The 24,885-nt window shown below is 65.1% G+C and carries 22 protein-coding genes; 11 read left to right on the top strand and 11 right to left on the bottom strand.

The window, feature by feature from the left end; translation table 11 throughout:
• Positions 1 to 561: 561 nt before the first annotated feature.
• The 5 genes from Y887_RS08505 to prmB form a co-directional block, all read right to left on the bottom strand.
• Positions 562 to 1,587, bottom strand: a complete 1,026-nt coding sequence (locus Y887_RS08505; RefSeq protein WP_046963926.1) for an aspartate-semialdehyde dehydrogenase — start codon at positions 1,585 to 1,587, stop codon at positions 562 to 564.
• Positions 1,588 to 1,673: 86 nt separating this feature from the next.
• Positions 1,674 to 2,732 (bottom strand): 2-hydroxyacid dehydrogenase, encoded by a 1,059-nt coding sequence (locus Y887_RS08500; RefSeq protein ID WP_046963925.1) that lies wholly within the window; start codon positions 2,730 to 2,732, stop codon positions 1,674 to 1,676.
• Positions 2,725 to 3,828, bottom strand: coding sequence for a chorismate synthase (gene aroC / locus Y887_RS08495; protein WP_046963924.1), 1,104 nt, complete (start codon positions 3,826 to 3,828; stop codon positions 2,725 to 2,727). Before aroC ends, Y887_RS08500 begins: the two co-directional genes overlap by 8 nt.
• A complete protein-coding gene (locus Y887_RS08490) occupies positions 3,818 to 4,306 on the bottom strand; it encodes a hypothetical protein (protein ID WP_046963923.1) in 489 nt (162 codons plus the stop codon). Before Y887_RS08490 ends, aroC begins: the two co-directional genes overlap by 11 nt.
• Entirely contained in the window at positions 4,296 to 5,222 is a 927-nt protein-coding gene (prmB, locus tag Y887_RS08485; RefSeq protein WP_046963922.1) for a 50S ribosomal protein L3 N(5)-glutamine methyltransferase, read from the bottom strand. The genes Y887_RS08490 and prmB overlap by 11 nt, the downstream gene beginning before the upstream one ends.
• An 80-nt stretch (positions 5,223 to 5,302) precedes the next feature.
• On the opposite strand from prmB, the gene Y887_RS08480 reads away from it, so the two are divergent.
• Together Y887_RS08480 and asd are read left to right on the top strand one after the other, a co-directional pair.
• Positions 5,303 to 5,953, top strand: coding sequence for an SCO family protein (locus Y887_RS08480; protein ID WP_046963921.1), 651 nt, complete (start codon positions 5,303 to 5,305; stop codon positions 5,951 to 5,953).
• Positions 5,950 to 6,798, top strand: a complete 849-nt coding sequence (asd, locus tag Y887_RS08475) for an archaetidylserine decarboxylase (RefSeq protein ID WP_046963920.1) — start codon at positions 5,950 to 5,952, stop codon at positions 6,796 to 6,798. Before Y887_RS08480 ends, asd begins: the two co-directional genes overlap by 4 nt.
• Positions 6,799 to 7,090: 292 nt before the next feature.
• Here asd and Y887_RS08470 read toward each other — a convergent pair whose 3' ends face one another.
• On the bottom strand, positions 7,091 to 8,671 hold the full coding sequence (locus Y887_RS08470) for a transglycosylase SLT domain-containing protein (protein ID WP_046963919.1): 1,581 nt from the start codon (positions 8,669 to 8,671) through the stop codon (positions 7,091 to 7,093).
• Positions 8,672 to 8,955: 284 nt separating this feature from the next.
• Here Y887_RS08470 and Y887_RS08465 point away from each other — a divergent pair, with 284 nt between their 5' ends.
• Both Y887_RS08465 and Y887_RS08460 read left to right on the top strand, forming a co-directional pair.
• Complete coding sequence (locus Y887_RS08465; RefSeq protein WP_046963918.1) at positions 8,956 to 10,461, top strand: helicase HerA-like domain-containing protein; 1,506 nt, start codon at positions 8,956 to 8,958, stop codon at positions 10,459 to 10,461.
• Between the two features lie 32 nt (positions 10,462 to 10,493).
• Positions 10,494 to 11,150 (top strand): hypothetical protein, encoded by a 657-nt coding sequence (locus tag Y887_RS08460; RefSeq protein ID WP_245879370.1) that lies wholly within the window; start codon positions 10,494 to 10,496, stop codon positions 11,148 to 11,150.
• Positions 11,151 to 11,208: 58 nt separating this feature from the next.
• Here Y887_RS08460 and nudK read toward each other — a convergent pair whose 3' ends face one another.
• Positions 11,209 to 11,808: a GDP-mannose pyrophosphatase NudK gene (nudK, locus tag Y887_RS08455; RefSeq protein ID WP_046963917.1), complete on the bottom strand. Its 600-nt coding sequence runs from the start codon at positions 11,806 to 11,808 to the stop codon at positions 11,209 to 11,211.
• 435 nt (positions 11,809 to 12,243) lie between these two features.
• On the opposite strand from nudK, the gene Y887_RS08450 reads away from it, so the two are divergent.
• The gene (locus Y887_RS08450; protein WP_046963916.1) at positions 12,244 to 13,518 is read left to right on the top strand and encodes a DUF4013 domain-containing protein; all 1,275 of its coding nucleotides are present in this window, start codon (positions 12,244 to 12,246) and stop codon (positions 13,516 to 13,518) included.
• Between the two features lie 240 nt (positions 13,519 to 13,758).
• Here Y887_RS08450 and Y887_RS08445 read toward each other — a convergent pair whose 3' ends face one another.
• Entirely contained in the window at positions 13,759 to 15,225 is a 1,467-nt protein-coding gene (locus tag Y887_RS08445; protein ID WP_046963915.1) for a rhomboid family intramembrane serine protease, read from the bottom strand.
• A 111-nt stretch (positions 15,226 to 15,336) separates the two neighbouring features.
• On the opposite strand from Y887_RS08445, the gene greB reads away from it, so the two are divergent.
• Positions 15,337 to 15,843, top strand: a complete 507-nt coding sequence (gene greB / locus Y887_RS08440; RefSeq protein WP_046963914.1) for a transcription elongation factor GreB — start codon at positions 15,337 to 15,339, stop codon at positions 15,841 to 15,843.
• Between the two features lie 125 nt (positions 15,844 to 15,968).
• Here greB and rimO read toward each other — a convergent pair whose 3' ends face one another.
• Positions 15,969 to 17,342, bottom strand: a complete 1,374-nt coding sequence (rimO, locus tag Y887_RS08435; RefSeq protein WP_046963913.1) for a 30S ribosomal protein S12 methylthiotransferase RimO — start codon at positions 17,340 to 17,342, stop codon at positions 15,969 to 15,971.
• 183 nt (positions 17,343 to 17,525) lie between these two features.
• Between rimO and Y887_RS08430 the strand changes: the two genes are divergently transcribed.
• The 4 genes from Y887_RS08430 to Y887_RS08415 all read left to right on the top strand — a co-directional run bounded on the left by Y887_RS08430 (position 17,526) and on the right by Y887_RS08415 (position 19,384).
• Positions 17,526 to 18,188 carry a dienelactone hydrolase family protein gene (locus Y887_RS08430; protein ID WP_046963912.1) on the top strand — a complete coding sequence of 221 codons (663 nt, stop codon included), beginning with the start codon at positions 17,526 to 17,528 and terminating at the stop codon, positions 18,186 to 18,188.
• The gene (locus tag Y887_RS08425) at positions 18,185 to 18,622 is read left to right on the top strand and encodes an HIT domain-containing protein (protein WP_046963911.1); all 438 of its coding nucleotides are present in this window, start codon (positions 18,185 to 18,187) and stop codon (positions 18,620 to 18,622) included. The genes Y887_RS08430 and Y887_RS08425 overlap by 4 nt, the downstream gene beginning before the upstream one ends.
• 28 nt (positions 18,623 to 18,650) lie before the next feature.
• The gene (locus tag Y887_RS20960; RefSeq protein ID WP_005994260.1) at positions 18,651 to 18,818 is read left to right on the top strand and encodes a LiaI-LiaF-like domain-containing protein; all 168 of its coding nucleotides are present in this window, start codon (positions 18,651 to 18,653) and stop codon (positions 18,816 to 18,818) included.
• Positions 18,819 to 19,198: 380 nt separating this feature from the next.
• Positions 19,199 to 19,384, top strand: coding sequence for a LiaI-LiaF-like domain-containing protein (locus Y887_RS08415; protein WP_046963910.1), 186 nt, complete (start codon positions 19,199 to 19,201; stop codon positions 19,382 to 19,384).
• Positions 19,385 to 19,406: 22 nt separating this feature from the next.
• Here the strand turns inward: Y887_RS08415 and dcd are convergent, their stop codons facing one another.
• Entirely contained in the window at positions 19,407 to 19,976 is a 570-nt protein-coding gene (dcd, locus tag Y887_RS08410) for a dCTP deaminase (protein ID WP_005912996.1), read from the bottom strand.
• Positions 19,977 to 20,071: 95 nt separating this feature from the next.
• Positions 20,072 to 20,923 (bottom strand): iron-sulfur cluster carrier protein ApbC, encoded by an 852-nt coding sequence (gene apbC / locus Y887_RS08405; RefSeq protein WP_046963909.1) that lies wholly within the window; start codon positions 20,921 to 20,923, stop codon positions 20,072 to 20,074.
• Positions 20,924 to 21,693: 770 nt separating this feature from the next.
• Between apbC and Y887_RS08400 the strand changes: the two genes are divergently transcribed.
• Complete coding sequence (locus Y887_RS08400) at positions 21,694 to 24,783, top strand: TonB-dependent receptor (RefSeq protein ID WP_046963908.1); 3,090 nt, start codon at positions 21,694 to 21,696, stop codon at positions 24,781 to 24,783.
• Positions 24,784 to 24,885: the final 102 nt, after the last annotated feature.

Here is a 24,885-nt window from a genome sequence, read left to right as displayed (position 1 = left end):
ACAGAAACCTGTGCGCGGTACGGGGATCCGGCTTCGGTTGTTGGCGCGATCGATATCGGCTCATGCGCAGATCGATCGTGGGAAGCGCTTTACGCGTCGGACCTGCGCTTCATCCGAAAGGCACATAGTGCAGGCGGTCGACCTTCGCAGGGAATACCGGTCACATGCGAGCGCCCTTTATGGCAGGCACGTTCTTGACCCAGGCACCAAGCGACCGCCTGAGACCATCAGCCCGTGCAGGAGCGCACCTGTGCGCGATGCGGCATCACAGGGACAGCCCTCGCGCGCAAGCGCGCTCCTGCGAGGTACGTGCATCAGCCAAGGCACGTGCATCAGCCTTCCTGTCGTGCGACCAGGCCGGTCAGCTGGGCGGCGTTGCGTGCAGTTGCAGGGGAATCCCATGCCACCGGCAAGCCCCTCCCCGCGAAGGGCGCTTCGTGACCACGGCTCTGCGCTGATGGCGGACGCAGGCCATCAGCCCGTGTAGGAGCGCACCTGGGCGCGACGAGGCATCACAGGGACACACCTCGCGCGCAAGCGCGCTCCTGTACTACAGGCAGATCAGCCTTCCTGTGCGACCAGTTCGGCCAGCTGCACGGCGTTGAGTGCGGCGCCCTTGCGGATGTTGTCGGAAACGATCCACAGATTGAGGCCACGCGGGTGCGAGAAGTCTTCGCGGATGCGGCCGACGAACACCGCATCCTTGCCGGAAGCGTGCGTGACCGGGGTCGGGTAGCCACCGGGCTTGCGCTCGTCCACCACTTCCACGCCGGGCGATGCTTCCAGCAGCGCGCGCGCCGCTTCCACGGTGATCTTGTCGCGGGTCTCGATGGCCACCGCTTCGGAGTGGCCGTAAAACACCGGCACGCGCACCGCGGTGGGGTTCACCTGGATGTTCTCGTCGCCCAGGATCTTGCGGGTTTCCCAGACCAGCTTCATCTCTTCCTTGGTGTAGCCGTTGTCCTGGAAGTCGTCGATATGCGGGATCAGATTGAAGGCGATCTGCACCGGGAAGCGCTGCGGGTCGATTTCCTGGAAGCTCAGCAACTCGCTGGTCTGCTTGCCCAGTTCTTCCATCGCCGAGCGGCCGCCGCCGGACACCGACTGGTAGGTCGCCACGTTGATGCGTTCGATGCCGTACTTGCGGTGGATCGGGCCCAGCGCCACCAGCATCTGCATGGTCGAGCAGTTGGGGTTGGCGATGATGCCGCGAGGGCGCTGCTTGAGCGCTTCGGGATTGACTTCCGACACCACCAGCGGCACGTCGTCGTCGTAGCGGAACGCGGAGGAATTATCGATCACCACCGCGCCGGCAGCGGCGAACTTGGGGCCGTATTCCTTGGACACGCTGCCGCCTGCGGAGAACAGCGCGATGTCCACGCCGGTCGGGTCGAAGTCGGCCAGGTCCAGCACGTCGACCTTGCCGCCATTGAACTCGACCTGTCCACCGGCCGAACGCGCCGAGGCCAGCGCATACAGGTTGGCGACCGGGAACTGACGCTCGGCCAGGATGCTCAGCATGGTCTCGCCGACAGCGCCGGTGGCGCCCACGACCGCGACATTGAAACGACGGTTTTCGTTGCTCATGAGATTGTCTTTATCGAATAAGGAAAGAGGGGAACACGCTTGCGCAGTGGGTTCGGGGAACCTCCAAAGCTGGCCGCGGAGGTTCCCTATCGTTTGGTCGCACCGGTTTTGCCGGCGTCCACGATCGTGCCGCCGCGTTTGGCGACTGCGATCGCATCGGCATTGAGCGCGCTCGGCGGACGCCCGGCGTCGGGGCCGTGGCCGAGTGCGGCAATCAGGTTGTCCACCGCCAGCTGCACCATCGCGCGGCGCGTGGCCAGGCTGGCACTGCCGATATGCGGGGTGAGCACCACGTTGTGCAGCGCCAGCAGTTCCGGGCGCACCGCAGGCTCGCCTTCGTACACATCCAGGCCGGCGCCGGCAAGACGCCCATTGGCCAGCGCGTCGGCCAACGCGAGCTCATCGACAATGCCGCCGCGCGCGATGTTCACCAGCGTGGCGGTGGGCCGCATCTTGCCCAGCGCGGCGGCATCGATGATGTGGTGCGAGTCCCTGTTGTACGGCAGCACCAGCACCAGGTGATCGGACTGCGCCAGCAAGCTGTCGATATCGACATACCGCGCGTCGAGGTCCTGCTCGATCTGCGTCGGCAACCGGCTGCGGTTGTGGTACAGCACGCGCATGCCGAAGCCGTGCGCGCCGCGGCGTGCGATGCCCTGCCCGATCCGGCCCATGCCCAGGATGCCGAGCGTGCTGCCATGAATGTCTGCACCGAGCATGGTCTTGAACGACCACTGCCCCCACTGCCCGTCGCGCAACCAGCGCTCGGCTTCGGTGATGCGGCGTGCGGTGGCCATCAATAACGCAAAGCCCAGATCGGCGGTGGTTTCGGTCAACACGTCGGGCGTGTTGCTGGCCAGGATGCCGGCTGCACTCAGCGCGTCGATATCGAGATTGTTGTAGCCCACGCCAACGTTGGCGATGGCGCGCAGCTGCGGGGCCGATGCGATTTCTGCCGCGCCCACGCGCTCGTTGAGCGTGATCAGCGCGCCATCGACGCCGGCCAGGTGCGCGGCCAGCTCCTGCGGGGAATATGCGGTGACGCGCTCGGTGGTGGTGAGCGCGAAATGCGCGCCCAGCTGTGCGACGACATCGTCGAACAGCGGCTGGCTGACCCACACCTTGGGGCGCGTTGCTTCAGACATCGATCTGACCGGGAATCCGCGGCGATACCTCGCCGACATCGCCGCATTGCGCGCGATGACGCAGCGCCTGATCCATCAGCACCAAGGCCATCATCGCCTCGGCGATCGGGGTGGCGCGGATACCGACGCACGGGTCGTGCCGACCGGTGGTGATCACATCGACCACGGTGCCGTCAGCATCCACGGTCGCGCCGGGCAGGCGCAGGCTGGAGGTCGGCTTGAGCACCATCGACGCGGTGACCGCCTGGCCGGTGGAAATGCCGCCCAGGATGCCGCCGGCATGATTGCTGAGGAAGCCTTCCGGGGTAATCAGGTCGCGGTGTTCGGTGCCCTTCTGCGCGGCACTGGCGAAGCCATCGCCGATCTCCACGCCCTTGACCGCATTGATGCTCATCAAGGCGGCAGCCAGCTCGGCATCGAGCTTGCCGTAGATCGGCTCGCCCCAGCCGGGCGGTACGCCGCCGGCCACCACGTCCACGCGCGCACCGACCGAATCGCCGGACTTGCGCAGCGCGTCCATGTAGGTTTCCAGCTCCGGCACCTGCTCGGCGTGTGGCCAGAAGAATGGATTGTCTTCGACCGCATTCCAGTCGAAACCGGTCGGGCGGATCTCGCCCAGCTGCGAGAGGTAACCGCGCACCAGCACGCCGTAGCGCTGCTTGAGCCACTTCTTGGCGATGACGCCCGCAGCCACGCGCATGGTGGTTTCGCGCGCGGAAGAACGCCCGCCGCCGCGCGGGTCGCGGATGCCGTATTTCTGCCAGTAGCTGTAGTCCGCATGGCCGGGGCGGAACTGCTGGGCGATGTTGCTGTAGTCCTTGCTGCGCTGATCGGTATTACGGATCAGCAAGCCGATCGGCGTACCGGTGGTACGGCCTTCGTACACGCCGGACAGGATCTCGATCTCGTCGGCTTCGCGGCGTGCGGAAGTGTGCCGGCTCTTGCCGGATGCACGCCGCTGCAGATCGTGGGTGAATTCTTCCGGCGCCAATTCCAGGCCCGGAGGACAGCCATCGACCACGCAGCCGATTGCCGGCCCGTGCGACTCGCCAAAGGTGGTGACCGTCAACAGGCGGCCGAAACTGTTACTGCCCATAGCGGCATCCTCTCAACATGGCGGCAGGCGGCAGCGCGCGCACGATGCGCGGCAGATGCCGTGCCGCCACCAGCATCGGTGCCACGGCCAACACAGCGCCGACCACCACCAGAAACATATCCGGCACGACCCGGCCACCGAACAGCCAGTCGACCAGCAGGTACAGCGCCACGCCGATCCCACCCAGCAAGCCGAGCGCCACGCCCAGGCTGCGACGCCGATGCGCACGCAACACGGCATCCGAACTGGCCGCCACGATCCAGGCCGATACCAGGCCGAGGACTGCGATCAAGCCGAAGCTGATCTGCGCTGCGGCGCTCGCCCAGCGCTGCGCGGTCGGGCCGCCGTACATCGGGTCGAACAAGCGAAACACCACGTCGAGCAGGCCGAGCGGAATGGCCGCCCCGAAGAGCGACACCGGCACCAGCAGCACGATATCGATCCGCTGCGGACGGGATGCGGGCGCCTCAGCGCGCACCGGCCAACTCGGCGATGCGCGCGCTGTGCGCGATCAGCTCGCGGCATTCCACTGCGAAGATGCCCATCTGCCCGACCTTGAACTCGACCCAGGCCAGGTCCACTTCCGGCAGCAGTTTGATCAGATGCTGCTCGGACTCGCCCACCTCGCAGATCAGCAGGCCGTCTTCGCTCAGGTGCTGCGGCGCGTCGCGCAGGATCTTCAGCACCAGGTCCAGGCCATCGTCGCCGGCACGCAAGCCCAGCTCCGGCTCGTAGGAATACTCATGCGGCAACGCATCGGTCTCGTCGTTGGTGACGTACGGCGGATTGGTGACGATCAGGTCGTACTGACGCCCGCCCAACCCGGCGAACAGATCCGACTTGAGCAGGCTGACGTTGTCGGCATGCAGGCGCGCCTTGTTTTCGGCGGCCAGCGCCAGCGCGTCGTCGCTGATGTCCACACCGTCCACGTCCCACTGCGGGTTGTAGTGGCCCATGGCGATGGCGATACAGCCCGAGCCGGTGCACAGGTCCAGCGCGCGGGTGACTTCGCGGCCGCCCAGCCATGGCTCGAAGCCGGCTTCGATCAGCTCGGCGATCGGCGAGCGCGGCACCAGGGCGCGCGCATCGCTCTTGAAACTCAGGCCGGCAAACCAGGCTTCACCGGTCAGATACGCCGCCGGCACGCGCTCGGTGATGCGGCGCTCGAACAGGCCCAGCACGCGTTCCTTTTCCTCACGCAGCAGGCGCGCCTGGCCATAGGCCGGGCCCAGGTCGTGCGGCAGATGCAGGCTGTGCAAGACCAGTTGGGTGGCTTCGTCCAGCGCGTTGTCGTAGCTGTGACCGAAGGTCAGACCGGCTTCGTTGAAACGGCTGGTGCCGTAGCGGATCAGGTCGATGATGGTGTGCAGTTCGTCGGCCGCGGCGGCAGTCATGGCAACAACTAAAAAGGAATCGGCCCCCGATTATAGAGGTCGGATCGGTATCATGAGCGTCCGTTGCACTGGAAACCGCCATGTTCAATCGCAATACCGGCATCGTGCTGCTGGTGGCGCTGGCCGCCGGTCTTGGGTTGTTGCTGGGTCAGAAGTTCTTCGGCGGAGCGCCCCGCTCGCCCTGGCCGCCCACCCAGACCATCACTTTTTACCCGCAGCCGCGCCCCTTGCCGCAGTTCAGCCTGCGCCAGTCCGATGGCACCCAGCTGGTGTCTGGCGAACTGCGAGGGCATTGGACACTGGTGTTTCTGGGCTTCACCTTCTGTCCGGACGTCTGCCCGACCACGCTGACCGATCTGGCGGTGGCGCAGAAGCAGTGGGAAAGCATTCCCGATGGGCTGCGCCCGCGCGTGTTGTTCGTGTCGGTGGACCCGCAGCGCGACCCGCCCGCGCGGTTGGGCGAGTACGCCCACGCCTTCCACAAGGACACGCTGGCGGCCACCGCAGACGTGCCGGCGCTGGAGCGCTTTGCCACTGCGCTGGGCTTGGTGTTCCAGAAGGTGCCGGGCAAGAACTTCGATCAGAACCCCAACGACTACAGCATGGATCACTCGGCCGGCATCGCCGTGCTCGACCCACAGGGCCGCCTGACCGGCCTGATCCGTCCACCGCTAGACCCCAAGGCGATTGCCGCCGACCTCCAACAGCTGACCAAGGTAACCGCTCCGTGAGTTTCGTCACTTCCCTGACCTACGTGCTGCCGCATCGCTTGCTGTCCTCCATGGCGCGCGCGCTGGCGTATTCGGACACGCCGTCGACCAAGCAATGGTTGATCGACACGGTGACGCGCAAGTTCGGCGTGGACCTGAGCGAAGCGCAGGAGCCGGATCCGCGCGCGTATCCCACCTTCAATGCCTTCTTCACCCGCGCGCTGAAGCCGGGCGCACGCGTGCCCGACGCCGATCCGTCAGCCGTGCTGATGCCGGCCGACGGCCGCATCAGCCAGCTCGGCCCGATCGAGAACGGGCGCATTTTCCAGGCCAAGGGCCAGTCGTTCAGCGCAGCCGAACTGCTCGGCGACGAGGCGGCGGCAGCGCCGTTCAACGATGGCCTGTTCGCAACGGTGTATCTGTCACCCAAGGACTACCACCGCGTGCACATGCCGTGGACCGGCACCCTGCGCGAGACCGTGCACGTGCCCGGCCGCCTGTTCAGCGTGGGCCCGGATGCGGTGCGCAACGTGCCCCGGCTGTTCGCGCGCAACGAGCGCCTGGTCTGCCACTTCGATACCGAATTCGGCCCGATGGCCTCGGTGATGGTGGGTGCGTTGCTGGTGTCGGGCGTGGAAACGGTCTGGAGCGGCGTGGAGATTCCGCGCTACGGCGATCGCATCACGCGCAAGGATTACCGCGGCCAGGGCATCGTGCTGGAGAAGTTCGCGGAGATGGCGCGCTTCAACTACGGCTCGACGGTGATCGTGCTGCTGCCGCCGGGTGTGGCGAAGCTCGATGGCGCACTTGCTGCGGAGACATCGGTTCGGTTGGGGCAAGCGCTCGCACGTCGCCAGCTGAGCTGATCAACGCAGCGAGCGCTGCTGGAGTGCAGCGACGCCGTTGTAGGAGCGGGCCTGACCGCGACAGGGCATTGTCGACGAAGTTTGTCGCACTCCCAGCCTCCCGATGTCGCACCCCCAGCCTCCGATGGAGAGCGTCCTCGCTTACGCCAGAGCTGCGGGGCACGCCTGAGCTAGCGAGAACGCTTCGTCGCGGCCGGGTCCGCTCCTACGGGGCGCCGAGCGCTTCTCCGGGCGCCGGCTCGGCACAGCTTGCCGACGCGGCTGGCCGATGCTGTAACCGACGCGGCACCGGTCAGCGATCGCAGCCGGCCAGCTTGATGCTCTGCCCCGGCTTGAGTGCGTAGCTCGGTGCCTTCAGGCCGTTGGCCTTGGCCAGCTCCTTGATCTCGCACTGGTACTTCTGCGCGACGCGGCCGAGCGTGTCGCCCTTGGCGATGGTATAGCTGCGTGCCTGCTTTGCCTTGGGCTTGGCAATCGCCGGCTGGCCGGTGGCCACGGTGGTCGGCACGCCGGCCATCGGGCTGACATCGCCCACGGCCACGGTGGGCGTGTACTCGACTGCACTGCTGCGCACGATGGCGCTATTGAGATCGGCAGTGATCAAGGTACGTGCCAGGTCCGCCCGTGGACCGTTCACGCAGTAACGCGTGTACAGGCTGGCGATGCGGTTGGTGGCGTTGATCACGGTGCCGGCCGGAATCCAGCCATCGGGTTCGTAGCGCGGGTTGAGGTTGCGCAGCGCGCGCATGTAGCCATCGCGCGCGCCCATGCCGCCCAGGCAGATGGTCAACTCGTAGATGGTGGTGGATTTGGCAAGCTTGAGCGTGGCCGGCTGCGCGTCGAGCTTGGGGAAATCGACGCCGTACTGACGCGGGTGCAGGAAGATCCACGCCGCTGCGATCACCATCGGCACGTAGTCCTTGGTTTCGGCCGGGAACTGGTTGTAGACATCCTGCTCCCAGAATCCACGCCCGCCGGTCTGCGAAAACACCCGCGCAGCGCGGCCTTCGCCACCGTTGTAGGCGGCCAGCGCCAGCTCGATGCTGCGGTTGAGGCCGGCCATGCGTTCGTTGAGATAAGCGGCGCTGGCTTCGGCGGCGCTGCGTGCATCGAAGCGCGTGTCGAAGCCGCTACCATCCGGGCCCAGCCCGAACCGCCGCCCGGTGGCCGGCATGAACTGCATCAGCCCGGCCGCACCCGCACGCGAATTGGCGTGCACCTTGCCGTTGGATTCCTTGGCCATGATGCCGAACAGCAGTGCTTCGGGCAGGCCGCGCTTCTGCCATTCCGGCCACATCACCCCGCGCAGGTTGCTGTAATTGTCGTAGCTGGTCATCAACGCCGGGCGCATATCGGTCAGCCAGCGGCGGATGCCCGCCTGCACGGCGGGGTTGTACTGCACCATCTTGTCGAAGTCGTGGCGCTGGTCGTTGAGCAGGGTCGCCGCACGCGCGGCTTCGGGCACGCCATTGGCTGCCGGACCCAGATGGTCCGGGTCGGCCTGCAGCAAGGTGTCGTCGTCCTCGGCGTCTTCGGCGGCCGGCGCTTCGGCATCGGCGCGCGCCTTGAGCAGACGCTTGTAGGTGGCCAGCTGATTGGCAACCAGGCAGCCGCGCTGCTTGATGCAGGCATCGATGACGTCCTCCATGTCTTCCAGGGCGGCGTCGCCTTCGGCGGTGCCCTTCGGGTCGGAGTTGTTCACCAGCACCAACGCATCGCGGTAGCGCTTTTCGGCTGCGGCCATGCGTGCATCGAGCACGGCAGCCTTCTCCGTGTCGCGCTTGGAAATGGCGTGGGCGGCGGGGACGACAGACATCAGCGCCACCACAGCCAGGACAGGCCATGGGCGCAAACCAAAATGAGCGAGCGGCATCGGAGACAGTGCAGCGGAAAGTCAGGCAGGGTAGCCGCCGGGACGACACCGGGGCAAGGCAACGCCGCCGGCAGGTCAGTGGCGCGTTAGCTTGGCGCGCCCGCCCGATGCGTTGAAGACTGGCGGAACCGGTTGTCCGGCACCGGCGAGCCTGGTGTCGATCGCGCTGGATCCAGGTGCCGGATCGCCGCATGGCCCGACTGCCACGCCCCATCGGTCGCGCGCCGATTCGTGCGGCAACATTGCCCGCTAGAATCCGGTCTTTCCTCATTAGGATCTGCCCAATGGCCTCGTTCCTGCTCGGCAAAGGCGTCACCGACGATATCCCGGTCGTGCTCGAAGGCCGCTTCGGTAACCGCCATGGCTTGGTGGCCGGCGCCACCGGCACCGGCAAGACCGTGACCCTGATGACCCTGGCCGAAGGCTTCTCGCGGTTGGGGGTACCGGTGTTCCTGGCCGACGTGAAAGGCGACGTGGCGGGCCTGGCCGTGGCCGGGGACGGCGCGCCCGGCGTGCTGCAGCGCGCCACGGATGTGGGCATCGTCGATTACGCGCCGGCCGCCAGCCCGGTGGTGTTCTGGGACCTGTACGGGCAGCTCGGCCACCCGGTGCGCACCACCGTGAGCGAAATGGGCCCCACCCTGCTCGCGCGCATCCTGGAGCTCAACGACACCCAGTCCGGCGTGCTGGACATCGTGTTCAAGCTGGCCGACGACCGCGGCCTGTTGCTGCTGGATCTGGACGATCTGCGCGCACTGCTGGCGCTGGTGATCGAAGAACGCAAGGAGCTGTCGACCAGTTACGGGCTGGTCTCGGCGCAATCGGTGGCCGCGATCCAGCGGGCGCTGTTGCGGCTGTCGCAGGATGGAGGCGAGCAATTCTTCGGCGAGCCGGCGCTGGAACTGGCCGAGCTGATGCGCGTTGCGCCGGACGGCCGCGGCGTGATCGGCATCCTGGCGGCCAACCAGCTGGTACTCAAACCGAGGTTGTATTCGACCTTTCTGCTATGGCTGTTGTCGGAACTGTTCGAAGGCCTGCCGGAGGTGGGCGATCTGGAACAGCCCAAGCTGGTATTCGTCTTCGACGAGGCGCATCTGCTGTTCGAGGACGCGCCGGCGGCGCTGGTGCAGCGCATCGAGCAGGTGGTGCGGCTGATCCGCTCCAAGGGCGTAGGCATCTATTTCTGCTCGCAGTTTCCCGATGACATTCCCGACACCATCCTTGGCCAGCTCGGCAACCGCGTGCAGCATGCATTGCGTGCCTACACCCCGCGCGACCAGAAAGCGGTCAGGACCGCGTCGCAGACCTTCGTGGGCAATCCCAAGCTCGACGTGGCCACGGCCATCTCCAGCCTGGGGACCGGCGAGGCGCTGGTATCGCCGCTGCAAGGCAAGGGGGTACCGGCCCCGGTGCAGCAGACGCTGATCGCGCCGCCGCGCTGCCGCATGGGCGCCATCAGTGCGCCCGAGCGCGCGCAGGTGCGCGCAACCAGCCCGGTGGGCACGCGCTACGACGCTGCGATCAACCGCGAATCGGCCGCCGAGCTGTTGGCACGCCGCGTCAAACAGGTGGCCGAGCAGACCGCCGCCCCGCCTGCACGTACCCGCGAGGACGAGGAAACGCAGGACAGCGGTTTCGGAAAAGCCGTCAAGGACGCCGTGTTCGGCACTGGTCGCCGTCAGGGCATGCTGGAAACGATGGCCAAGCAGACCTCGCGCACCATCGGCAGCAAGATCGGCCAGCAGATCGTGCGCGGCATCTTCGGTAGCATTTTTGGTGGGAGGCGCTGAGTACAGCGTCACCCAGAGACGGGAGCCACAACATGCAGGGAGATGCAGCTGCCGCCGCGCTTGAAGCCGCCAACCAAGCGACTGCGCGCTTGTCGGACGGGCGCGGCAGGCACACCGAATCGACAGATCGCAATCGTGCGCGCCGGTTCCTGCGGATTGCGCACGCGCACCGGACCATCGCTCGTTCCGTGTTGTTGATCCTGTTCGTCAGCGGCGCCAGCCCGGCGCAGGCTGAGAAGAGAGCAAGTCAAGACGATGCCCTCACCGACTGGCCATTGAGCCGGCAACACCTGCTTGCCGGCCACTATGTCGGCAAGCTGCACCCGGATAACAGGCAGTGTCAATCCGTTCGCGCCGAGCTCTGGCTGGAGGCGGCAAAAGCCAACAAGGACAGCCGCCGGTATACGCTCAAGACAACGTGCATCACTGGCCAAGCCCAAGGTCGCGCAGCCACCCTCACCGAACGCGGGCCGTGGTGGCTCGACATGATGGGAGACGAGTGCCTGATCCTGTCGCGCGAGGATGTGTCCGATCTCTCGCTCAACCCCAACCTGTATGGATTTCGGATCAACCCAGCGGGCACGTCGAAAGGCCACCGAGCAGGCTATGAACTTGCACAGGATGGGCAGAACTGCCACAGCGGCGATTGGCCGGAACACCGCGACAAAGTGTTGAAACGCGTCCGCTAAACGTCAGCCATGCCATCACGCGACAAGGCAATGCCGATGCGATGAGCAACGTGGCACGTCATTCCAGCACGCCATGCAACCTGGCGTACTGCAACAACATGATGGTCTTGGCATCGGCAATTTCGCCGGACGCAACCATCGCCAGCGCTGCGTCAAGCGACAGTTCCAGCACCTCGATCTCTTCGCCATCTTCTTCGACCCCGCCGCCGGCACTCACCTTGTCGCCGTCGAAATACTCGCCGACGAAGAAGTACAGGCGTTCGGTGACAGAGCCGGGGCTCATGAAGGCCTCGAACACCTTGCGCACGTTGTCGATGCGGTAGCCGGTCTCTTCTTCGGTTTCCTTGCGGATGCAGGTCAGCGCATCGTCCTGGTCGAGCAGGCCGGCGCAGGCTTCGATCAACATGCCATCCGGATTGCCATTGAGCAGCGTCGGCAGGCGGAATTGCCGGGTCAGCATCACCGTCTGCCTGGCGCGGCTGTAGAGCAGGATGGTGGCGCCATTGCCGCGGTCATACGCCTCGCGCGACAACGTCTGCCAGCGGCCGTCCTTGCGTTGAAAGTCGAAGGTGACCTTGCGTAGCACATACCAGTTGTCCGACAGCACATCGATGCTGCGAATGCGAACCTGCGGGGTGTCGGCGACGGATGGATTCAAGCGAGATTCCTTGCAATAAGGGGACGGGCCGCACCTTCGCGATTGCACGCAAGCGCATGCCGCCTGCAGCAACGTCGCCACATGGCGGGCGGCGGACAGGTAGCGGACCACAGGTTCTGTGCAGAAGTCCATGCACGGCCGATGGGCATGATGGCCACGGCCCGCCGGTTGCAATGATCTCGATGATCGCAATCGTCGCGAGCACTGCGGGTGCCAGCACCATCGGCGCGCCTTGGTACGGTCGACTGGGCAGTCCCGCCTCCGCCAGCTGCCTGCGTCACGCCGTCCACCGCGGCGCGCAGGGCAGCCGCCGGGCCACAGGCGGGCGCCCCGACCCCACTCGACCGGACCTCGACGTGCCAGACGCGATGCCGCAATTGCGCCCGGTCGCGCGTCGCCTCACAATCCCTTCACATCACACGCCTGGGGAGCGTCATGGAAGACCGTTTTCGCGCACGCAAGGCTGCCGCGCAGGCTGCGCCTGCAGCGTTCTGGACCCGCATTCCGGCGATCGCCACCTATCCGCTACGCGGCTCGGCGCTGTATGCGCTGATCGCGCTGACCCTGTGCAGTGCGTTGCTGGTGTTGCCGGGCATCCTCAAACTGGTGGTCATGGGCGTGCTGGGCATGGCGACCTACACCTATGCCTTCGACATCCTGCGGCATACCGCCGATGGCCAGGCCGATGCGCCCCGGCTCGGCTACGACAGCTTCGACAGCGCGGTGCTGCGCCTGATCCTGCTGGCCATCGCATTGGGCATCGTGATCGGCGTCGCCGCCGGGATCGCAGGCCCCTTCGGGCTGACCATCGCCTACCTGGGCACCATGTTGCTGCTGCCCGGCATGCTGATCTCGCTGGCCATCGACGGCAGCCTGCGCCGCGCGCTCAACCCGGCGGTGTCCATCGACATGGCGCTGCGGATCGGCTGGCCGTATCTGGCCGCCTACGGCCTGCTGTACGTGATCCAGGGCAGCGGCACGGCCGCGGTGTTCGTCGCGCTGAAGTACCTCCCGCCGCTGGTGCGCGAGGCGGCGGTGATGATGACCTCGATCTGGACCCTGTTCGCCAGTTTTCATCTGCTGGGATATCTGGTGTACCAGTACCACGAAGAGCTGGGCTACGTGCCCAGCGGCGGGGCTGCGCACGAACGCATCGACCCGGACCAGCGCCTGCTCGACGAGGCCGAACAGTACGTGCGCGACGGCCATTCCGACGAGGCGTTCAAGGCCCTGCGCGGCGCGGTACGCTCGCGCGCGGTGAGCCTGGCGGTGCACGAGCTGTATCAACGCCTGCTGCGCCAGCACCATCGCAACGACGAGCTGCGCGAGCACACCCGGCAATACATCAACCGCTTGCTGCAGGAGAAGCAGGAGCGTCGTGCGCTCGCGCTGCAGCGCGAAGCACTGGACAGCGATCCCGCCTTTACCCCGCTGCTGCCCGAACACGCCACCCTGCTCGCCGAACGCGCCAAGATGGCCGGGCAGTTTCAGCTTGCGACCGATGGGCTGCTGGCCGCCATCGCGGGCTGGCCACGCGATCCGATGCTGCCGAGCTGGTCGCTGGATGCAGGCCTGATGCTGGCCGAGCGTTTCGGCCGCGATGCGCAGGCCCGCGCCATCCTGCAAAACGCCGCGGATCGCTGCGACAACGACGCACAACGGGCAAAGCTGGATGCGGCGTTACGGGCGGTTGCGATCCAACCGGCCTAGCGCATCCCAAACACCGCCGCGTGCGGTCGCGAACCGCACGCAGAACGTCTCAACGCGCTGCATGAACCGCCTGTACAGCCGCACGGCGGACACCGTCGGCACTGCCACCGGCATGCAGTGAGATGCCGAGCGCGCCCTCCAAGCGCAACGACGACCGCTCGCCAGGTTTCGCAGCCGCTTCTGATGCGGCTTCAAACCGGTGCCGTTGATGCCCGGAATCTGGTCGAACGCGCAGCCGCGTCAACCATTCTCAAGCAGGAAACGGGCCTTCGCCGCCTGGCCCTGCTCCGGAAATTGATCGCGCACCAGCTGCAGCAACCGCGTGCGCTGTTCGCCGGCCTGCAATTCGCCATGCCGCAGCGCCAGCACAAACCAGTGCTGGGCCAGCTCGGCGCGTGGCGCATCGATGTCGCACTCCTTCAATAACCGTTCGGCATCGGCCAGCAGCCCGTTGCGCAGGCACGCGTCGACCAGAGCCATGCGTGCCGGCAGCCCAACGGCGATCTTGTCCTTGCTCAGTTCTGCTGCCACGCCCAACTGCACGCGCGTCTGTTGCGCGTGATGGCTGGGCAGGTGCAACAGCGTCTGCGCATGGCGCATGGCGTCCTGCGTGCGCCCGGCGTTACGCGCAACGCGGTAACGGGCCAGCGCGACGTCCTGGCTATATGGCTGCTCGCTGGCCAGCTCGGCCAGCAGGCGTTCGGCCTCCTGGTTTTCCATGCGACCCAGATGGCGCTGCGCGCGTTCCCAACGGTCGTCGCGCTGTGCGGCATCTTGCTCGTCCATGAAGGCCGGGCGGGTCTGCCGCACCGCCACCAGCAATGCGCCGAGCAGCGCACCGCTGATCAATCCGCCGGCATGCGCTTCGAACGCGACACCGCCGTTATCGCTCCCCAGCAGGCTGTAAAGCTCCCAGCCCAGCCACAGTGGCAGCAACAGGATCGCCGGCCCGCGCACGTAGTTGAAGACCACAAAAAACCAGTAGAAAAACCGCACCCGACGGCGGCCCCACACCACGCAGAACGCCCCCATCAATGCGGCGATGGCGCCAGACGCGCCCAAGCCGCCGCCGGGCTCGCCCCAGCGCCACCACAAACTGGCTGCGCTGGCACCAAACCCGCCCAGCAGATACAGCAGCAGGAACCAGCCGCTGCCGATCGCCCCTTCCAGCAAGGTCCCCAGCGCCAATAGAAACACCATGTTGCCGAACAGATGATCGAAGTCGCCATGCAGGAAGGTGGCGGTGAGCATGCGTGCCGGCGACCACTCCGAACTGCGTTGCAGATGACGCAGCGTGAACACCTGGGACAGGCGGGCATCGTAGGGCGCACGCAGGCCGCGCCATTGACGCATCTGCTCTTCGTCCTCGAACAGCGTGCCTTCGCGCAAGGCTTGCGCGAAGGCCACATCGTGCATCGTCAGATGCGCCAGGTACGCAGTGCGCTGCGGCGCCGACACGCTGTCCAGCTTGCCCTGCCGCGCGGCGCGTCGTTTGGGGTCGGCGGTCTGCGCCAGGTAGCGTGCGTGGGCCTGCGCTTCCAGCGTACCCAGCCCGGACTCGACGTAGTAGTGCACGGCGTTGTCGACCAGGTCGTCGTCCCTGCGCTGATAGCCAAGATAGACGACGACATTGATCAGTACCAGCAGCAGGGTCACCCACGGGATGTTGTGGCGCGACCAGGGCTTGTGCAGCGGCATGAGCAACATGACGACGTCCGTGTCCGAGAATGGCGCAAAGCTTCGCCGTGCGGCGACAGATGCGCAAGTGGAGCATGCGCGCTAGGATCGCGCCCCACTCCTCGCCCCACAAGCCTGTCCATGAGCCGCTGGCGCCCGCCCGCCGAAAAAAGCACCGCCTTGATCACGCCCGAGGGTCACACCCGTCTGAAGGTCGAACTGGAGGATCTGTGGCGGGTGCGTCGACCGGAGGTGGTCCGCGCGCTCGCCGCCGCTGCCGCCGAGGGTGATCGATCGGAAAATGCCGAGTACACCTATCGCAAGAAGCAGCTTGGCGAGATCGACCGGCGTGTGCGCTATCTCAGCAAACGCCTGGAAGCGCTACGCGTGGTGGATACCGCGCCCACCGACCCGCACGCGGTGTTTTTCGGTGCGCAGGTGGAGCTGGAGGATGCCGATAGCGGTGAGCTGTTGCGCTATCGCATCGTCGGCCCGGACGAAACCGATGCCGGCCTGGGCTGGATCAGCATCGATTCGCCACTGGCGCGCGCGCTGCTGAAAAAACGCGTGGACGACGAGTTCGAAGCGCAACTGCCGGCAGGCAAACACACCTTTGTGGTGGTGTCGGTGGAATACGCCACTCAGTAGGCGAGTGATCGCAATCTGCTGACCTGCGTGTAGGGGCGCACTTGTGCGCGATGGGGCGTTATCGATAAGGCCCCATCGCGCACAAGTGCGCTCCTACGCAACCATGTGTACGCACCAGCGACCGGTTACACCATCTGCAGATTCAGTGCGCGTCCGTGCTGGGCAGGAGCGGTGGGCGGCAATGCGTCGCCGAACAGATCGTGCTCGTCGCTGTCGGTGATTCCCACATCGATCAGGTCGCCGACCTTCAGCCCAAGCTCGCCGCCGTTCTGGATATGCACCAGGCCGTCGATTTCCGGCGCGTCCGCACGCGAACGGGCCACAGCGATATCGTCTTCGACCAGGTCGACCAGGCATTGCTGCACGCTGCCGATCTTGGCCTCCAGCCGCGCAGCGGAGATTTCCGCCTGCCTGGCCATGAAACGCGCCAGACGCTCCTGCTTCACCTCTTCCGGCACCGGGTCCGGCAGCGCGTTGGCGCTGGCGCCGTCCACCGGCGAATAGGCAAACGCACCGACGCGATCGAGCTGGGCCTGATCCAGGAAATCCAGCAGCGATTCGAACTCGGCATCGGTCTCGCCGGGGAAGCCGACGATGAAGGTGGAGCGCACCGTGATCTCCGGGCACATCGCCTTCCAGCGCTGCACGCGCTCGAGGGTCTTTTCCACCGCACCGGGCCGCTTCATCAGCTTGAGGATGCGCGGGCTGGCGTGCTGGAACGGAATGTCCAGGTACGGCAGCAGCTTGCCTTCGGCCATCAGCGGAATCACATCGTCCACGTGCGGATACGGATACACGTAATGCAGGCGCGTCCACACGCCCAGCTCCGACAGGCCTTCGCACAACGCCTTCATGCGGGTCTGGTACATGCGGTCGCGCCAGGGACGCTCGGCGTATTTCAGGTCCACGCCATAGGCCGAGGTGTCCTGCGACACCACCAGCAGTTCCTTGACGCCGCCACGGACCAGGCGTTCGGCTTCGCGCAGCACCTCGTCGACCGGACGCGAGGCCAGATCGCCACGCATCGAGGGAATGATGCAGAAGCTGCAACGGTGGTTGCAGCCTTCGGAGATCTTCAGGTATGCGTAATGGCGCGGGGTCAGCTTGATGCCGTAGTCGGGCACCAGATCCACGAACGGGTCGTGCCGCGGCGGCAGCGCGGCGTGCACCGCTTCCATCACGCTCTGGTAGTCCTGCGGGCCGGACACCGCCAGCACCTGCGGGTAAGCCTCGCGGATCTGCTCCGGGCGCTTGCCCAGGCAGCCGGTGACGATCACCTTGCCATTGGCATTCATCGCCTCGCCGATCGCGTCCAGCGACTCGGTCACCGCCGAATCGATGAAGCCGCAGGTGTTCACCACCACCACGTCGGCCGCGTCGTAGCTGGGCACGATGTCGTAGCCCTCCACGCGTAGCTGGGTGAGGATGCGTTCGGAATCGACGAGCGCCTTCGGGCAGCCAAGGCTGACGAAGCCGACTTTGGGGTTCAGCTGGGACATGGAAGCAGGAGCCTGGGAAACGGAGCGGCCTGGGGCCTGGGCAAGGCCAATTATAGCGGCGTGCGGGCAGCGCTCTGAACCGCCGGGCCTCTCCAGCCCGGCCGGCTTTGCGAAACCCTCACTTTTCGCGATGCCGGTCCGGTCGATAATGCGCACCTCCCTCGCTGCACATCAGGAATCCCCATGGGTCACTGGACCACGCTCGACACCCCCGACGGCCAGGTTGCCGCCTGGCACGCCACCCCCGCCTCCAGCCCGCGCGGCGGCCTGGTGGTAATCCAGGAAATCTTCGGCGTCAACGAACATATCCGCGCGGTTGCGGACGACTACGCCGCACGCGGCTATGAAGTGCTGGCACCGGCCTTCTTCGATCTGGAAGAAAAGGACGTGCAACTGCCGTACGACCAGCCAAGCGTGCAACGCGGCCTGGCGCTGGCCAACGCGGTGGGCCTGGAGCGCGCGGTGGAGGTGGTCAAATCCGCCGCAACCTTGCTGACCCGCGCCGGCAAGGTCGGCACCGTGGGGTATTGCTGGGGCGGCTCGGTGGCGCTGCTGTCGGCCATCCGCCTTGGGCTGCCGTCGGTGAGCTATTACGGTGGCCGCAACACCCAGCTGCTGGACGAAACGCCCAAGGCGCCGGTGATGTTCCACTTCGGCGAACAGGACGCCAGCATCCCGCCGGAAGCGATCCAGGCGCACCGCGAGAAACTGCCGCAGATGGAAACCTTCGTGTATCCCACCGGCCATGCCTTCAACCGCAGCATCGACCCCACCCACTACGACGCCGACAGCGCCGAGCGTGCGCTCGAACGCACCCTGGGCTTCTTCGAGGCGCATCTGGGATGAGCGCACCGGCCTCCCGCGCGCCGGCAGGAGGCGACTTCCAGCTGGATCCGCGGCTGGCGGCCGATAGCGTGTTCGTCGCCGACGGGCCGCTGTCGCAGGTGCGCCTGATGGACGACACCCGCTTCCCCTGGCTGGTGCTGGTGCCGCGCGTGGCCGATGTCAGCGAATGGATCGATCTGGACGGCGGCCAGCAGCGCCTGTTGCTGGCCGAAATCAACCAGCTCTCGCAGCTGCTGCGCGTGGAGCCTGCCGTGACCAAGCTCAATATCGGTGCGCTGGGCAATATCGTGCAGCAGCTGCATGTGCATCTGGTCGGCCGTCATCCAGGCGATGCGGCCTGGCCGGGGCCGGTCTGGGGCAGCGGCGCGGCGCAGCGGTTTGCCGCCGACGCACGGCAGGAGCGTGTCGCGGCATGGGCGCAGCGGCTACGATAGGCGCCCGTTCGCCAACCTGCCTTCTCGCATGAAATCCAATGTCGTCGCCGCACTGATCCTGATCCTGGTCGGCCTGTTGTTTCTGGCCAACAACCTGGGCTGGACCAATCTCAGCCTGGGCAAGCTGATCGCCACCTGGTGGCCGGCCGCGCTGGTGGCCTGCGGCATCGGCATGCTGTTCGGGCGCGGCAAGTAGGCTGGGGTCGGGGAGCCGGGAGTGGGGATTGCCGACAGCGGTGTTTCGGTGCTGGTGACTGGGGTGGCTGTCCCGCTGCATGTCGCTGCCCTCCCCTTCTCTCCTCGGGAGAAGATGCCCCGAAGGGGCGGATGAGGGTCGGTGCGTAGCCTCACGCCTTCAATGACGCGTGCTGATCCAGCGCCATCCGTCGATGCAATAGCGTCTGCGGCCATTGCCGCTTCGCCCTGCACAGCGTGCGCCTTGATTTCCCCTCACGATCGATGCGCACCCGGCAGCGGCGCGACATGACGACTGTCACCTGCAACTGTTGACTTCCGGCACCTGATTGGCAGGGCCATTGCGCGCAGCATGGCCTCACACCCAACGAGGACGCCGCCATGCACAGCCGCCTGATTCCCGCCCTGTTCCTGATCACCCTGGGCACGCTGTTCCTGCTGAACAACCTCGGCCTGACCAGCATGGACCTGGGCGGCCTGATCGCGACCTGGTGGCCGGCCTTTCTGGTCGCTGCCGGGGTGCGCCAACTGCTGCGCTACCGCGAGAAGGCGACCACGACCTGCTGAAGGCCACGGCCGCGCCCGGGACTCAGGTGCGCGGCAAGGTCACCCCGGTCTGGCCCTGATACTTGCCGCCACGGTCCTTGTACGAGGTTTCGCAGACTTCGTCGGACTGGAAAAACAGCATCTGCGCCACGCCTTCGTTGGCGTAGATGCGCGCCGGCAGTGGCGTGGTGTTGCTGAATTCCAGCGTCACATGACCTTCCCATTCCGGCTCCAGCGGGGTCACGTTGACGATGATGCCGCAGCGCGCATAGGTGCTCTTGCCAAGGCACACCACCAGCGTGTCGCGCGGAATGCGGAAGTACTCCACCGTGCGCGCCAGTGCGAAGCTGTTCGGCGGAATGATGCAGACATCCGATTCGATGTCGACAAAGCTGCCCGGGTCGAAATGCTTGGGGTCGACGATGGTCGAGTTGATGTTGGTGAAGACCTTGAACTCGCGCGAGCAGCGCACGTCGTAGCCGTAGCTGGAGGTGCCGAAGCTGACGATGCGCTGGCCGGCGGCGTCGTGCTTGATCTGGCCGGGCTCGAACGGCTCGATCATCGCGTGCTGCTCGGCCATGCGCTTGATCCAGCGGTCGCTCTTGATGCTCATGCGGTGTTCCTTGAAGACGGAAGGCGGCGGGCCGAGCGGCCCGCGCGAGGACGGCGAATTCTACCAGCGGCCGGCACCGGAGGCCGGCCGACGCATTACAGCAGCGAGGCGGAAATCGGGATGCTGGCGCGCGGACGCTTGCCCAACTCTTCCGACAAGCGCCTGGCTGCGGCCAGATAGGCCTGCGCCGCCGCAGAGTCGGGCGCGGCGATCACGATCGGCTGGCCCGCATCGCCCTGCTCGCGGATCGCGATCGCCAGCGGCAACGACCCCAGCAACGGCACGCCGTACTGCGCGGCCATGCGCTCGCCGCCGCCTTCGCCGAACAGATGCTCGCGATGCCCGCAGTTGCTGCAGGTGTGCACCGCCATGTTCTCGACGATGCCCAGCACCGGCACGTCGACCTTTTCGAACATCTTCAGCGCCTTGCGCGCATCCAGCGTGGCGATGTCCTGCGGCGTAGTCACGATCACCGCGCCGGCCACCGGAATCTTCTGCGACAGGGTCAGCTGGATGTCGCCGGTGCCGGGCGGCAGATCGATCAGCAGATAATCCAGGTCGTCCCACAGCGTGTCGTTGAACAGCTGGGTCAGGGCCGAGGTGGCCATCGGCCCGCGCCAGATCATCGGCGTGTCCTGGTCGACCAGCAGGCCGATCGACATCGCCTCGATCCCGAACGCGCGCAAGGGTTCGATCGACTTGTTGTCCGGGCTGTCGGGCTTGCCGCTCAAGCCCAGCATCGCCGGCACGCTTGGCCCATAGATGTCGGCGTCCAGCACGCCCACGCGCGCGCCCTGCTGCCGCAGCGCCAGCGCCAGATTGACCGCCGTCGTGGACTTGCCGACCCCGCCCTTGCCCGACCCCACCGCAATGACATTGCGGATGCGCGGGTGCGGCGCCAGCGCGCCCTGCACCGCGTGCGTGGCGATCCTGCGTTCGCCGCTCATGCCTGGCCGCCTGGTGCGCCTGTCGCTGCGCGCGGAGTGTTGTCCCACATCGTTGCCATTCCCAGTCCCATCCGTCGTGTGCGGGCTGCACGGGCCATACCCGCCGCAGCGCGAAAGACACCCAGTTTACCGGCTCGTGTCGGCCGCCTCCGCCATCGCCGTCGCTGCAAAGCGCGCAGTGGCGGCAGCTGTGCCCGCGAGAGCTCGATTCATTCACAATCATGAATGGATGAAGGCGGGAAATTTAGCTGCGGAAAGCGATGCAGCGCACTCAGCGCGCGTGGCTGTAGGTCACGGCCTAACGACGCAATTGGACTCTGACCTCACCTCTGCGTTGCAAGGCAACGCCTGACGAATCTTCCCGTTGGGACAACGGTGCGAGCTGACCGGAGTGCCGCTTGAATAAGCCCTGCTGTCGGGGCTTCTCTTCTCCGGCATGGCGAGCGCGCGCGTGATGCTTCTTGCCAACTATCGGCCTGCGCGTCGCTGTCGCGACCGCTACCCGGCGCCCGGATTGGCTCTATCGCCGAATTATCTGTATCGAATGTAACTACCAAAACGCTCGTTATTGTTGAGGTTGTTTCTTTCTCTGTGTTGCAGTCCTCGGATTTGTGCCGAGTTCCTCACTTCTGATGCGGATTTCAGTTATTTCATTAACAAATCATTTCGTTTGCTTGCGCTGCAGTGCAGACATTCATTACGTTCGAGTTAAGGCCATCTGACTCCCCGATGACCGCCCCTTATTCGCACTCCCAGTTGAAAGGTCAGGAATGAGCAATCAGTTTCGTCGCCAAGTCCTCAAGCGCACCGCGTTAGCCGTCGTACTCGGTGCTTGCCTAACCAACGGCGCGGTCTACGCGCAGAGCACCACCGGCAGCATCTATGGCAGCGCCCCTGCCGAAGCCGGCAGCACGATTGTCGTTCAGAGCGACACCGGTCTGAGCCGCACCATCACCGTAGACGCGAACGGCCGCTACAACCTCGGCTCGCTGCCAGTTGGCGCCTATACCGTCACCCTCAAGCGCGGCGACCAGGTCGTCGACACCCGCAAGAACGTGCAGCTGCGCGTCGGCTCGGGCACCGAAGTCTCGTTCGCTGGTGCCAGCGCCGCAGGCAACACCGATGCGACTACTCTGGGCGCGATCACGGTGACTGCAGCCAACGCACCGAAGATCGATGTCAGTTCGACCAGCTCGCGCTCGGTGATCACCTCCGAACAGCTGGCCACACTGCCGCTGGGACGTAGCGCAGAAGCGATTGCGTTGTTGGCGCCTGGAGCGGTATCGGGCGCTGGTGCATTCAACAACGGCTCTCGCTCTGTGGTGTCCTTCGGCGGTTCTGGCGTCACTGAAAATGCGTACTACATCAACGGCTTCAACGTCAGTAATCCACTCAGCAACTTGGGCGGCGTCAGCCTCCCGTATGGTGCCATCGACCAGCAGGAAACCTATACCGGCGGCTACAGCGCCAAGTACGGTCGATCGACCGGCGGCGTGATCAGTCAGGTCGGCAAGCGCGGCACCAACGAATGGCACTTCGGTGCGCAGGCAGTATGGGAGCCGAAAAACCTATCGAGTTCGGTCGGCGATGTTTGGTACCCGAACAATACGCTCAACTCTAATCCGCGCTACAAATACGAGGATCCAGAGCTGCCGGGCACGATCTATCGTAGCGGCAAAGGCGACGTGCAAAGCCGCACTGTCTATAGCGCCTATGCCGGCGGCCCGTTGATTGAGGACAAACTGTTTATCTTCGTCGCGGGCGAAACCGACAAGACCGACGGTGCAGTGACCAACACAGCGACCGCCGCTACGACACAAGGCCGTAACCATTACGATTACAGTTCGCCGAAGTTCTACGGAAAGATCGACTGGAACATCAACGACAACAACATTCTCGAATACACCCGCATAGAAAATACCGATCGTCGTGCCGGCGCTTACAGCAACTATGATTACGACACACGATCCGATGGTGGTCCGTCCGGCCTCTACGCCGATACTTACAAGATCAAAGACACCTACGACATCTTCAAGTACACCGGCTACATTACTGACGACCTGACGGTCAATGCCACCTGGGGCCGCAGCACACAGCACAACCAGCAGTTCAACCCGCTGATTTCCCCGCTGCCCTTCATCGCCGGCCTGAATCTGCAAAATCCGGCCATCACCGGTGGCACGCCGATCTCCAACAATCAGGCGACCAATCGCTCCAAAGCGGATGACCCGATCAACAAGACGCGCAATCTGCGTCTGGAATTGAACTACCGGCTGGGCGACCACGATCTGACCGCCGGCGTGGACAACATGTACTTCAACGCCTACGACGAAGGCGTGCGCACGACCGGCCCTGGTTATCAGTGGATCTACGGCAGTGCGGGTGACGAAGTTTCGCCAGTTCGCGGCACCCTGGGCGTTGGCGCCACCGGCCCGGGCACCGACGGCTACTATGCTCAACAACGGATCTTCACCACCACCACCAGCATGGCGGTGGAGCAGAAGGCCTACTACCTGGAAGACCGCTGGCAGGTCAGTGATCATTGGCTGCTGACGCTGGGTATCCGCAACGACAAATTCACCAATTTCAACAGCGATCATGTGCCCTATGTCGATAGCGGCGACCAGTGGGCACCACGCTTGGGCGCGAGTTGGGACGTGTTCGGCGACTCCTCGTTGAAGATTTTTGCCAATCTGGGACGCTACTACCTCGCCCTGCCTAATCAAGTGGCGATCCGCGGCGCGTCTGCATCGACCTATACCGATGAGTATTTCGCCTATACCGGCATCGATGCCAATGGCGAGCCGACTGGCCTGCGGCCGATCGGCCCTGGCCCGGTGTCGAGCAATGGCGAATACGGCCAGGCCCCGGATCCGAATGCTTTTGCGCCAACCGATTTGAAGTCCCAGTACCAGGATGAATTCATCTTGGGCTTCGAGAAGACGCTGGGTGAAAGCTGGAACTCGGGTGCAAAGGTAACCTACCGCAAGCTGCAGGCCGCCATCGATGACGTCTGCGATACCGGCCGTATGGCTGATAAGATCGATGCCAGCGGCGGAGATTCCGGATCAGTGGAGATTCCCGGCTGCGTGATGTTCAATCCTGGCAAGACCAATACGTATAACCTTCCCAATTCTGATGGATCCGGTTACACGCAGGTCGCCATGTCGCAGTCGGACTGGGGATTCACCGACAAGGCCAAGCGCAGCTATGTGTCGGTCGACCTGTTCCTGGAACACCCGTTCGACGAGAAGTGGTATGGCCGCGTCGATTACACCTGGTCGCACAGCTACGGCAATACCGAAGGTCAGGTAAAGTCCGACCTCGGCCAGGCCGACGTGTCCAAGACGCAGGATTGGGACTCGGCCGAGCTGATGTACTACGCTGGTGGCAGCCTGGCTAACGATCGGCGCCACCAGATCAAGGCATTCGGTGCATATCAAATCAATCCGGAATGGATGGCCTCGGCAACCCTGCGCGTGATGTCAGGTACGCCGATCAGCTGCCTTGGCTTCTATGGCGGCCCGAATGCAGAGGCGGTCGACTACGATCCGATCGGCTACGGCTCTTCGTACCACTATTGCGGCCTACAGCCATCGTCTCCTGGCGATGCGGGGCGGACGCCATGGATCAAAAACCTCGATCTGGGCTTGACGTACCGCCCGGCGTTCGCCGATCACAAACTGGCCTTTGGCATGCAGATCTTTAACGTCCTCAACGACCGAGCGGTCAATCGTGTCGATGGTGTCTACGAAGGCGATGTTCCCTTCAACGTCTCCAACACCTATCGCGTGGGTCTGCAACCTTACAACTACAACCCGCCACGCTATGTTCGCCTGACTGCCTCTTACGATTTCTGAGGCGGAAGGCAGCCGAAGACGTCAAATGTCTTCGGTGCGTCATCGGTATTTGCTCCAGGCCCCGGCTCGTCCGGGGCTTTTTTTGCGCATTTGCAGCGGCCT

Source organism: Xanthomonas pisi DSM 18956 (genome assembly GCF_001010415.1).
In the GTDB taxonomy this organism is placed as follows: Bacteria; Pseudomonadota; Gammaproteobacteria; order Xanthomonadales; family Xanthomonadaceae; genus Xanthomonas; species Xanthomonas pisi.
This window is presented reverse-complemented; position numbering and strand designations above follow the sequence as displayed.